We start from the raw sequence: 12008 nt of genomic DNA, 5'->3' as shown, positions 1-12008 counted from the left end.
CGATCCTGTCGGCGGTGATCTTCAACGCGCTGATCATCGTCGCGTTGATCCCGCTCGCGCTGAAGGGCGTGAAGTATCGGCCGCTGGGCGCTGCGTCGCTGCTGCGCCGCAACCTGCTGATCTACGGTCTCGGCGGCATCCTGCTGCCGTTCCCGTGCATCAAGCTGATCGACATGGTGCTCGCCGCATTCGGCTGGGCCTAATCGGCTGGTTTTGAGGAAAAATCATGAAAACTTTGTTCCGTCCGATGATCGTGATCTTCGCGGTGCTCGCCGCGATCACCGGACTCGCTTATCCCGCCGTGATGACCGCGTTCGGGCAGGCCGTGTTCAACCAACAGGCGAACGGCAGCATGCTCGAGAAGGACGGCAAGGTGGTCGGCTCGTCGTTGATGGGCCAGCAGTTCGACGCGCCGCAGTACTTCTGGGGCCGTTTGTCCGCCACGTCGCCGATGCCGTACAACCCGCTCAGCTCGGGCGGCTCGAACACGGGCCCGACCAACCCGGCGCTCGCCGATGAGGTGAAAGGCCGCATCGCAGCGCTGAAGGCGGCGGGCACCGATGTGAGCAAGCCGGTGCCGGTCGATCTGGTGACGTCGTCCGGCAGCGGTCTCGATCCCGAAATCAGCCCGGCCGCGGCGCAGTACCAGATCGCGCGGGTCGCGAAGGCGCGCAAGATGTCGGAGGCGGATGTTGCTGCGCTCGTCGACAAATACACGAAGGGCCGTCAGCTCGGCGTGCTCGGCGAGCCGCGCGTGAACGTGCTCGAACTGAACCTCGCGCTCGACGAAGCTCAGCACGGCTGACCTCTCAAGAAAACGCCGGGCCGCCCCAAGTTTTCCGCCCCGCAGGAAGTCCCCTTGGGGGATTGCCCCCTCGGGGGGCCTGACGCGAAAGCGGCAGGTCTGGGGGCGCTCGATACCGAGCGAAGGCGGCGCCGTTTCGGGGCGTCGCCTTTTGCCATTGGTAAGCATTCAGAACACAATGACTCGTCACCTCCGCTGCAGCGCGTGCTGCGACCCGCATGAACCGACCCAATCCCGATGAGTTGCTCGACAAGCTGCAGCGCGATGAAGAAAAGCGTCAGCGCGGCAAGCTGAAGATCTTCTTCGGCGCGTCCGCCGGCGTGGGCAAGACTTACGCGATGCTGCAGGCCGCGCGCCGGCGCAAGGACGAAGGTGTCGACGTCGTCGTCGGCATCGTCGAGACGCACAAGCGCGAGGAGACGGCGGCACTCCTCGACGGGCTCGACGTGCTGCCGCTGCAGCAGATCGAATACCGCGGCCGCGCGCTCGGCGAGTTCGATCTCGATGCGGCGCTCGCGAGAAAGCCGCAGCTCATCCTCGTCGACGAACTCGCGCATTCGAACGTGCAGGGCGTGCGGCACTTGAAGCGCTGGCAGGACGTGCACGAGCTGCTCGACGCGGGCATCGACGTCTATACGACGGTCAACGTCCAGCACCTCGAAAGCCTCAACGACGTGGTCGGCCAGATCACCGGCATCCGCGTGTGGGAGACCGTGCCCGATCGCGTGTTCGACATGGCCGACGAAGTGACGCTCGTCGACTTGCCCGCCGAAGAGCTGCTCGACCGGATGCGCGACGGCAAGGTCTATATGGCGCAGCAGGCCGAGCGCGCGGTGCGCAACTTCTTCCGCAAGGGCAACCTGATCGCGCTGCGCGAACTCGCGTTGCGGCGCACCGCCGACCGCGTCGACGCGCAAATGCGCGAGTACCGCGCCGACCGCTCGATTCAGCGGATCTGGCAGGCGCGCGAGCGCTTGCTGGCGTGCGTCGGGCCGGGCGTTGAGGCGCCCGCGCTCGTGCGCGCGGCGGCGCGTCTTGCCGCGAGCCTCAAGGCGGACTGGATCGCCGTCTATGTCGAAACCCCGAAGCTGCAGAAGCTCCCGGACAAGATCCGCGAGCGCACGCTGAACGCATTGAAGCTCGCGGCAGAGCTCGGCGCCGAGACCGCGACGCTCGCGGGCACCGACGCCGTCGCCGCGCTGGTCGGCTATGCGCGCGTGCGCAACGTGTCGAAGCTCGTCGCGGGCGGCTCGTCGCGCGTCGGCTTCAATCGGTGGCTGAGGCGCCCGATGGGCGAGAAGATCGCCGAGCACGCGGGCGACCTCGACGTCACGCTGATCCGCGCATTCACCGAACGCGAGACGCGCGAGCAGGGCGGCGCGCTCGATGCGGCGACGCGCGCCTGGCGCGACGCGCTGGCAGCGGGCGGCGAGCGCCGTTCGCCGCCGCGCATGTACGCGTATGCGGCGGCGATCTGCGCGGTCATCACGGGCATCGCGAGCCAGCTGATCGAACACGTCGACTTGACCAACCTCGTGATGCTGTACCTGCTCGGTGTCGTGTTCGCGGCCGTGAGGCTGGGGCGCGGGCCGGGCGTCGTGCTGTCGTTTCTGTCGGTGGCTGCGTTCGACTTCTTCTTCGTGCCGCCGCGCATGTCGTTTTCGGTCTCCGACACACAGTACCTGCTGACCTTCTTCGGCATGCTGCTGACCTCGCTCGTGATCAGCCATCTGACGTCGAGCTTCCGCCGCGAAGCGGCCGTCGCGCGGCGCCGCGAACGGCGCACCGGCGCGATGTACGCGATGGCGCGCGAGCTGGCCGCGGCGCTCGCGACGGAGCAGATCGTCGAGATCGGCAGCCGCCACGTGAGCGAGGTGTTCCGCGCGCGCGTCGCGATGCTCTTGCCCGACAGCGCCGACAAGGTGAAGCAGAAGATCGAGGAGCCGGACGAGAAGATCACGCTGCAAGGCGCCCAGCTCGACATCGATGTCGGCCAATGGGTCTACGACCAGCAGAAGCCCGCGGGCCGCGGCACCGATACGCTGCCCGCCGCGCAAGCGCTGTACCTGCCGCTGAAGGCGCCGATGCGTACGCGCGGCGTGCTCGCCGTCGTCATGCAGGACATGGGCGAGCTCGAAGTGCCCGAGCAGCAGCGCATGCTCGATGCGTTTGCCGCGCAGATCGCGCTGGCACTCGAACGGGTCCACTACGTCGAGATCGCGCGCGACGCGCTCGTGAACATGGAATCGGAGCGGCTGCGCAATTCGCTCCTGTCGGCGATTTCTCACGATCTGCGCACGCCGCTCACGGCGATCGTCGGCTTCTCGTCGATGCTCGCGCAGACCCGCGAGGCGCAGGCCGCGCCGCGGCCGGGCGACGATCTCGTCGAAGCGATTCACGAAGAAGCGCTGCGCATGACGGGCATCGTCACGAATCTGCTCGACATGGCGCGCCTGCAGTCAAGCGGCCTGCAACTGAACCGCCAATGGTCGCTGCTCGAGGAGACCGTCGGCGCGGCGCTGGCTGCCTGCAAGCGCGTGCTCGCGCAGCACCCGGCGCAGGTCAAGCTGCCGGCCGACTTGCCGCTCCTGCAACTCGACGTCGTGCTGATGGAGCGGCTGTTCTCGAACTTGTTCGAGAACGCCGCGAAGTACACGCCGGCCGGCACGCCGCTCCTGATCGGCGCCGAGCGCATCGAAGAGGACGGCAAGCCGTACGTGCGCGTCACGATCGACGACCACGGCCCCGGCCTGCCGCCCGGCATGGAAGCGCGCGTGTTCGAGAAATTCACGCGCGGCGAGAAGGAGTCGGCGAAGCCCGGCATCGGGCTCGGGCTCGCGATCTGCCAGGCAATCGTCGATGCGCACGGCGGCACGATCGGCGCGTTCAACCGCATCGCGGGCGACGGCAGCATCGCCGGCGCGCGCTTTTGGTTTACGCTGCCGGTCGAAACGCCGCCCCCCGAGCCGGATGGCTCCGAAGCCGGCGAGCCCGCAGACGCAGACGCCGCCGCGGCAGCCGATCCCGTCAACCCACGCGATACCCACCTGAACCGCCAGTCATGAGTGAGCCGACCGTCACCGTTGTCCTGATCGAGGACGAAAAGCAGATTCGCCGCTTCGTGCGCGCGTCGCTCGAAGCCGAGGGGATCGCCGTCCACGACGCCGAGACCGGCAAGCAAGGGCTCGTCGAAGCGGCGACGCGCAAGCCCGATCTCGTGATCGTCGACCTGGGCCTGCCCGATACCGACGGGCTCGACGTGATCCGCGAGTTGCGCGGCTGGTCCGAGATGCCGGTGATCGTGCTGTCGGCGCGCACTCAGGAGACCGAGAAAGTCGCCGCGCTCGACGCGGGCGCCGACGACTACCTGACCAAGCCGTTCGGCGTCTCCGAGCTGCTCGCGCGGATTCGCGCCCATCTGCGGCGCCGCAATCAGGGCGGCGCAAGCGAATCGCCGCAGGTGAAGTTCGGCAACGTGGCGGTGGACCTCGCGCTGCGCCAAGTCTGGCGCGGCGGCGAGGTGGTCCACCTGACGCCGATCGAATACCGGCTCCTCGCGACGCTCGTGCGCCACGCCGGGCGCGTGCTCACGCACCGGCAGTTGCTGCGCGACGTTTGGGGGCCGTCGCACGTCGAGAGCAATCACTACTTGCGCATCTATATGGCGCATCTGCGGCAGAAGCTCGAAACCGATCCCGCGCAGCCGGAACATATCGTGACGGAAACGGGCGTCGGCTACCGGCTGGTCGGCGCGGTCTGAGCGCGGGTCGAGGGCAGAGTGAGCGCCCCCGGTCGGTATACTTGTCAAGAGCGAGGACGACCTCGCGCATGCAGATCGCACCGCGTCTTGCATCTTTCTTTATCGGGGACGACCCCATTCGACAATGGAGTGTCCCTGATGTCCTGGATTCTTCTTCTCATTGCCGGATTGCTCGAAGTCGCCTGGGCGACCGGTCTCAAGGCGTCCGAGGGTTTCACGCGCGCCGGCTGGTCCGCTTTCACGGTCGTGACCGCGTTAGGCAGCTTCTGGCTGCTCGCGATGGCGATGCGCGAACTGCCGCTCGGCACGGCGTACGCCGTTTGGACGGGAATCGGCGCCGTCGGCGCCTTTATCTTCGGCATTGTCATGATGGGCGAGGCGGTGACGCTCGCGCGAGTGGGGAGCGCGGCGCTCATCGTGGTCGGGCTGATCGGGCTCAAGCTGTCGTCGGGACGCTGAGCCGGGGCGCGCGGGGCAAGACCGTGCAGCCGTCGAGACCCCCGCACGGACGTTGCGTTCACGCCAAGCATGCGGATGGCGAAACGGCGTGGCTATAATGAAGCCGAATCCGTCTTGAAATAGTCCCGCGCATGGCTTGCGCGGGTGGCAGCTACGCCGGCACGGGCCTGCCGAGCGCAGCGCTGATTGCTGCCGCAGCCGCTGACCGGAAAACCCGGCGGACACCAGGCGGCCGGCGGTCACGCAAGGAGGGGGCAATGCTAGACGCACTTTCGCTCGGAGCCGGCCTGTCGTGGGCCAGCGGCCTGCGCCTCTACTTGACCGTTCTGCTCGCCGGCGTGCTCCAGCGCGTCGGCGTCATCCATCTTCCCGATACGTTGGCCGTGCTGTCGTCGCCGTGGGTGATCGGCGCGGCGGCGGTGCTGACCGTGGCCGAATTCCTCGCCGACAAGATTCCCGCGTTCGATTCGCTGTGGGACGCCGTGCACACGTTCATCCGGATTCCGGCGGGCGCGTTGCTCGCGGCCGGCGCGCTCGGCCATGCGGACCCGGCGCTCCTGACGGTCGCCGCGCTCGCGGGCGGCACGCTCGCCGGTTCCGCGCATCTGGCCAAGGCCGGCACGCGCGCGCTGATCAATCTGTCGCCTGAGCCGTTCTCGAACTGGGTCGCGTCGTCGGCCGAGGATGGGCTCGTCTTTATCGGCCTTGCGCTCGCGCTGCTCGTGCCGGTGCTGTTCCTCGCGCTGATGGCCGGCTTCCTGCTGTTCGCGAGCTGGGTGCTGCCGCGGCTGTGGCGCGGCGTGCAGGGCGGCTTTCGCGGCATGGCGACGCATATGGTCTCCCGGCTCGGTTCGTTCGGGAGCAAGCACGAGTGAGGGCCCCCAAACCTGCTGCTGCGCGCCAGGCCCCCCAAGGGGGATCAAGAAAACTTGGGGCGGCCCGGCGTTTTCTTGAGAACCGGCCGACCGTCGTTTCGGCCGCGCGCCGTCTATCCGTCACCGATCTTTTGCGTCAGGCGGCGCGCATGACCGCGCGCGATTGGCGCGCGGGCGAACTGACGATGCTGCTGTTGGCGCTCGTGCTGGCGGTGGCGGCGCTGTCGAGTGTCGGCTTTCTCGCTGACCGGCTGCATCAAGGGCTCGAGCGCGACGCGCGGCGCATGATCGCCGCCGATTTCATCGTGCGCTCCGATCATCCGGTCGATCCGCAATTCGTCGCGAAGGCGAAGGCGCTCGACCTCCGCACGGCGACGACCGTCATCTTCGCCAGCATGATCTCGTCGAACGGAGGCGCAGCGGGCGAAGCGCAATCGATCGCGCGGCTCTCCGCCGTGAAGGCCGTGACGAGCGCGTACCCGCTGCGCGGCGCGCTGCGCATCGCCCCCGCGCCCGACGCGCCCGATCATCCCGCCGACGCGATTCCTGCGCCCGGCACCGTGTGGGTCGATCCCGCGCTGCTCGATGCGCTGCACGTGCGCGTCGGCGATCCGGTGGAGGTCGGCACGCGCACGTTCACCGTTTCTGCCGTCATCACGCGCGAGCTCGATCGCGGCTTCGCGTTCGTCAATTTCGCGCCGCGCCTCATGATGCGCGGCGACGAGCTCGCGTCGACGGGCCTGATCGGCTACGGCAGCCGCGTGACCTATCGGCTGCTCGTCGCGGGCAGCGATCCGGCGGTGGCGCAGTTCACGGAATTCGCCCATGCGCGCGCCGACGGCGGCAAGATGCGCGGCGTCGCGCTCGAATCGCTGCAGGACGGCCAGCCGCAAGTGCGCCAGACGCTCGATCGCGCAGGCCACTTCCTCACGCTCGTGTCGCTCCTGACCGCGCTGCTGGCGGCCGTCGCGATCGCGATGGCCGCGCACCGTTATATGCGGCGCCATCTCGACGGCTGCGCCGTGATGCGTTGCCTGGGATTGGGCCACGGGTCGCTGCGCGCGCTCTTCACGCTTGAATTCCTGATGCTCGGCCTCGCGGGCGGCGCGCTCGGCGTCGCGATCGGCTTTGCGGGACATTGGGCGCTGCTCGCGTGGCTCGGCAGCCTGATCGACGTCCAGTTGCCGCTGCCGCGCGTGTGGCCCGCGCTCGAGGGCATCGCGGCCGGGCTGGTGCTGCTGTTCGGCTTCGCGTTGCCGCCGCTGTTGCCGCTCACGCGCGTGCCGCCGGTGCGCGTGCTGCGCCGGGAATGGGGTGAGGCGGCGCGCACCGCGTGGTACGCGTACGCGCTCGGCATCGTGCTCTTTGCCGGGCTGCTCGTGCTCGCAGCGGGCGAGCTGAAGCTCGGCGGCATCGTCGCGGGCGGCTTTGCGGCGGGCATGCTCGTGTTCGTCGGCATCTCGCGCGCCGCGCTGTGGGGCGCGGCGCGCATCGCGAGGAGCGAGCGCGTTAATGCGGGGCTCGGCTGGCGCTATGCGCTCGCGTCGCTCGAGCGGCGCAGCGCCGCGAGCGCGCTGCAAATCACCGCGCTCGCTATCGGCCTGATGTGCCTGCTGCTGATCGCGATTACGCGCGACGATCTCGTGGCGGGCTGGCGCAAATCGACGCCGCCCGACGCGCCCAACGAATTCGTCATCGATATCCAGGCCGACCAGAAGGCCGCCGTCGAGCAGTACCTCGCGGCGCAGGGCCTGAGCGGCGTCGCGCTCGAACCGATGGTGAAGGGGCGCTTGATCTCGATCAACGGCAAGCCGGTCAATCCCGAGTCTTATAAAAACGACGACGCGAAGCGCCTCGTCGACCGCGAATTCAATCTGTCGTACCGCACGACGCTGCCTGACGACAACCGGATCGTCGGCGGCAATTGGTACGGCGATACCGCCAAGCCGCAGATTTCGATCGAGGAGGGGCTCGCGAAGCTGATCGGCGTGAAGACCGGCGACGTGCTGCGCTTCGACGTGACCGGGTTGGCCGTAGACGCGCCGGTCACGAGCGTGCGCAAGCTCGATTGGGGCTCGTTCAAGGTCAACTTCTTCGTGCTGATGCCGCCGGCCGCGCTCGAAAATTTCCCGGCGACCTACATCACGAGCTTCCATTTGCCGCCCGAGCGACGTGCAGTGATCGACGGCTTGATCGCCGCCCACCCGAGCCTGACCGCCATCGACATCGCGCCGATCCTCGCGCAAATGCAGCGCGTGCTCGCGCAGGTGATCGGCGCCGTGCAGTTCCTGTTCGCGTTCACGCTCGCGGCCGGCGTGCTCGTGCTCTACGCGGCGCTCGCCGGCACGCGCGACGAGCGGATGCGGGAGTCCGCGCTGCTGCGCGCGCTCGGCGCGTCGCACCGCCAGGTGCGCGCAGTGCAGGTGGCGGAATTCGTCGCGGTGGGCGCGCTCGCCGGGCTGATGGGCGCGATAGGCGCGCAGATCCTCGGCTCGGTGCTCGCGACGCGGGTTTTCGAGTTCTATCTCGACTTCGATCCGTGGGTGCTGCCTGCGGGCGTCGCTGCCGGCGTCGCGTGTGCCGGCATCGGCGGATGGCTCAGCCTGCGGCATGTGCTGATGCGGCCGGCGGTGCAGTCGCTGCGCGACGCGTAAGCCTGATGAGCCCTCGTCTACAGCCGCAACGCACGCGGCGATCCTTCTTACTTATTTGGCTGACCGTATGACCGATGTGAACGACGAAGCCCCGTCGCAGCCGACGGCTTTCGATCTGGTAGGCGGCGAGGCGCGCGTGCGCGAACTCGTCGACCGCTTCTACGACCTGATGGACCTCGAGCCCGAATTCGCGGGCATCCGCGCGCTGCATCCGCCCACGCTCGACGGCTCGCGCGACAAGCTGTTCTGGTTCCTGTGCGGCTGGCTGGGCGGCCCGGACCACTACATCAGCCGCTTTGGCCATCCGCGGCTGCGCGCGCGCCACTTGCCGTTCGAGATCGCGTCGTCCGAGCGCGACCAGTGGCTGCGCTGCATGGCGTGGGCGATGGAAGACACCGGTATCGACGAAGCGCTGCGCGAGCGGCTCCTGCATTCGTTCTTCGACACCGCTGACTGGATGGTAAACCGACGATAGTTAGTAAGAGAGTTGCTATTATTCCCCTCGTATCTCTGATACGAGTAGCAGATGGGGGGGCTGGGGGGAAGATGGCACCTGTGGATAACTCGGAACTGCAACGACTTCGCGGCCTCCACGCGCTGGAGGTGCTCGACCGCTTGGCAATGCACGTCAAATTCGACCGGGACTTTCACCCGAGGGAGGCTGTTTCCACTCGACGCGTATTTGTCAACGCGGGGGGCACTGACTGGGAACTACTTATAGACGGGCCAAAGTTCTACGACACGCGGACCGGAAAGGGCGGAGGCGGGGCGATTGACCTCGTTATGCATTTGTGGCGAGTTCCATTCCGGAAGGCTATTGCCATCCTGCGGGACTCCGGGGCATGAGGTTCGTCTTCTCCACGGAGCTTCGTCTATGTCGGACGGCCCCGTTCGAAGCCAGTGAAACGTAACTCCGTTCCGTACCTAAATTCGTCAGCAACCATTGATTATGCCCATTCACTCGCGATTGCGCATCATTGATGGCTGACTTGTGTCAGGAAGAACACGACATTGCTGCCTCAGTCCCCCTTTGGCTTGGGCATCACGAAAACTTTTCCAGCAATCTGAGCCTGGAGAGAAGTTATCTCGTCGCGGAGCGTCTCGTTAATGGACGCAAGGGTGGCGATATCACTTTGCGCCGCCTTAAGCTGCGCGCGTAGTTCCTTCAGGTCGGCACGCGCTTCGGTAAGCTCTGCTGCCTTGGCATCGCGCTGCTGGCGCGTGGAACGACCAACCGACGCTCGAATTTCTTCAGCGAGGTTGGGGTAAGTGTTATGGATGAGGCTTGGACTCACTCCTGCCTCGGCGGCGACCGCTGATATGCTCATTCTCAAGCCTTTATCCTCGACCCGTAAAACCGCAGATCGCAGTTCCTTTTCCGTCTTGTCCCGGTTGCGCGGCCGACTCACACGTGTCGCTTTTTCGCCAGTCGGCTTCACGAGACTACCTCCGACTTTGCGTACGCTGCCCTTTGTCCTGCAGAAGGTAAAGGAACGCCCAGTTCCCGTAGGACCTGCTTGGAGCGCTGAATTGCTCGCTGGGCCTTCTGTACCACAGCTGGTCCGCAGTCAATGACAGCCGCCAAGCGCAGATTGTCAAGATGTATCGCCTGCCACGCGGCAGCATGATTGAGGTCAATTACGGATTGGGAGCAGTTCGCACAATTGGTTGGCTCATAGACGCCCTGCCCGTTGCACACTCGGGTGCCACTCAGGCACCAAGCGTGGCCAGTGCTACGAATTTCGATAGACTCCGCAGTATGCAAGAGCAGTTCGTCCAAATCGCGGACAGGTATAGCTCGCGTTTGAAGCAGCTTTTTGCCTGCGCCCCCGCTGAGCGGCGCGTCAGCTTGCATCCAACCTTCCATCAAATCAATGCGCGCCCTTGTTTGCTCTTCTTCCAACTCGCGGTAGATCGCCAAATCTTGGAGAGGGTTCGCAGCATAAAGCTCTGTCCACGACATTGTTGCGTGCTTGAGTTGCCATTTAAGAAAGACCAAACCCATGCGCCCCAATCGGGAGTTAGCCACGTTATAGGAGAATGTTCGTCGACACTGATGGTTGGCCAAAGCCCAGTCCGAACCGGCGGCGCGGGCGAGACTTTTGAGTTGAGTGTTGCATCCCACAACACTCACTACATCTACTCGAGCGATGGAATCTTCGGGCGGCCCAAAGGTGCTCTTGTCAAATGCCAGGAACATGTGCTGGCCGATTTCGCGGATGTGGTTGAGTCGACCAACCGCCGCGGCGATAGACGTTCCGTCCTCAAGCCAACCATCTTCATCCGCACCTTGATGAAGCTGCGCTTCGAGCCAACGAGCCTCCTCAGCGAGGCGAGCTTGCAGCGGCGCCGCATACCGCTGCAGAATGGTTAGCGCTCGAATCGTCTCTGGTGGAACCAAGAACTCGACGACGCCCTTCTTGGTTTTAATCTCGCGAGTGCGCACCCAGTGAAACGTAACCCCTTTTCGTACTTCGCTTCGCCAGCAACCGTTAGTTATGCCTGTGCACTCGCTGTTGCGCATCCCCGAGGTGACTTGCGTCAGATACAACACGGCGTCCCGTACCTTGAGCAGGCCATACGAATTCATGCTAATCCTGCCGGCGTCTCGCGCCTGAAACAATTCTTCTGCCCGATCGAGAACAGCCTCACAATACGCGAAGAGCGTGCGCTGTACCGAAAGCGGAATCACAGGGGTCTTGGCGGTGCGACCGACTGGACTGCTGTCATCGTGATCATTTAACCCGCACGCCTGGAGAAAACTCTGGCCCGCCCACGGATCCTCCCGCAGCGGAAAAAAGACTTCGGTTGAGAATCGCCAAATGAGGTCGACAAGTTCAACCCGTCTTCTGATGGAAACCGGTTGGAGCACAGGTTTCAAACTCTCTATGTAGTCGGACAAATGTAAGGCCCGCACCTCGCTAAAAGTTCTCAGACCTAGCGAGGTGATATGACGAAGCAAGTACAGCGCCTCTTTTCCAGCCCGTTGTACCGTGCTTCCAGACCAGGGTGTGCCATTAGGGCCGCGTCGCATCGCGCAATAGAGGGCGGCTCGGGCATCGTCCAGCAGCGCTTCGGGTAGCCAGATTGGCCACAGGACATCGAGAGTACACCCCTTAACGTTCTTGGCTTCCACCTCTGATGCCAAATGCCAAACTGGGTGCCCGATACGGCTAACCACGTATTCGTTGCCTTGCTCGTCGGCGACCGCCGTAACAACGACGAGATCACGCTCGGCTCGCGAAAGCGCCGCCAAAGTGACGGGCTGGGCGGCCAGAAGTTCAAACGCACGGGGCCGGACGTAACCGTGGCACGTATCATCGTCGGTAGGCGATTTCTTCCGTCGTCTCGCTCCTTCCTCAGAGGGGCCGGCAGCGCGACTGTCATGCTTGTTCTCCGATTCGACGGCTCGACGCTTGGTTTCGCTACGAGGCATAGATGTCTCCGTGAGTAAG

10 protein-coding genes are annotated in these 12008 nt (G+C 65.4%); 8 read left to right on the top strand and 2 right to left on the bottom strand.

The features are described 5' to 3' along the window. From J3489_RS21345 to J3489_RS21310, 8 genes are all read left to right on the top strand, one after another. The coding region (locus J3489_RS21345) for a hypothetical protein (protein WP_207001370.1) at window positions 1-203 on the top strand (203 nt) is incomplete at its 5' end. Window positions 204-226: 23 nt separating this feature from the next. Continuing rightward, window positions 227-805, top strand: a complete 579-nt coding sequence (gene kdpC / locus J3489_RS21340; protein ID WP_207001368.1) for a potassium-transporting ATPase subunit KdpC — start codon at window positions 227-229, stop codon at window positions 803-805. Between the two features lie 218 nt (window positions 806-1023). Continuing rightward, a complete protein-coding gene (locus J3489_RS21335) occupies window positions 1024-3870 on the top strand; it encodes a DUF4118 domain-containing protein (protein WP_207001366.1) in 2847 nt (948 codons plus the stop codon). Next, on the top strand, window positions 3867-4565 hold the full coding sequence (gene kdpE, locus J3489_RS21330; protein WP_207001364.1) for a two-component system response regulator KdpE: 699 nt from the start codon (window positions 3867-3869) through the stop codon (window positions 4563-4565). The genes J3489_RS21335 and kdpE overlap by 4 nt, the downstream gene beginning before the upstream one ends. A 138-nt stretch (window positions 4566-4703) precedes the next feature. Next, window positions 4704-5024 carry a DMT family transporter gene (locus tag J3489_RS21325; RefSeq protein ID WP_207001362.1) on the top strand — a complete coding sequence of 107 codons (321 nt, stop codon included), beginning with the start codon at window positions 4704-4706 and terminating at the stop codon, window positions 5022-5024. 257 nt (window positions 5025-5281) lie between these two features. After that, window positions 5282-5899 carry a DUF4126 domain-containing protein gene (locus tag J3489_RS21320; RefSeq protein ID WP_207001360.1) on the top strand — a complete coding sequence of 206 codons (618 nt, stop codon included), beginning with the start codon at window positions 5282-5284 and terminating at the stop codon, window positions 5897-5899. A gap of 149 nt (window positions 5900-6048) precedes the next feature. Beyond that, window positions 6049-8553, top strand: coding sequence for an ABC transporter permease (locus J3489_RS21315; protein WP_207001358.1), 2505 nt, complete (start codon window positions 6049-6051; stop codon window positions 8551-8553). A gap of 67 nt (window positions 8554-8620) precedes the next feature. After that, window positions 8621-9028, top strand: coding sequence for a group II truncated hemoglobin (locus J3489_RS21310; protein ID WP_207001356.1), 408 nt, complete (start codon window positions 8621-8623; stop codon window positions 9026-9028). A gap of 544 nt (window positions 9029-9572) precedes the next feature. Here J3489_RS21310 and J3489_RS21305 read toward each other — a convergent pair. Continuing rightward, window positions 9573-9992, bottom strand: a complete 420-nt coding sequence (locus J3489_RS21305) for a TetR/AcrR family transcriptional regulator (RefSeq protein ID WP_207001354.1) — start codon at window positions 9990-9992, stop codon at window positions 9573-9575. Beyond that, entirely contained in the window at window positions 9989-11989 is a 2001-nt protein-coding gene (locus J3489_RS21300; RefSeq protein ID WP_242540175.1) for a site-specific integrase, read from the bottom strand. Before J3489_RS21300 ends, J3489_RS21305 begins: the two co-directional genes overlap by 4 nt. Window positions 11990-12008 lie beyond the last annotated feature (19 nt).

This window comes from Trinickia mobilis, assembly GCF_017315705.1.
GTDB lineage: Bacteria > Pseudomonadota > Gammaproteobacteria > Burkholderiales > Burkholderiaceae > Trinickia_A > Trinickia_A mobilis.
This window is presented reverse-complemented; position numbering and strand designations above follow the sequence as displayed.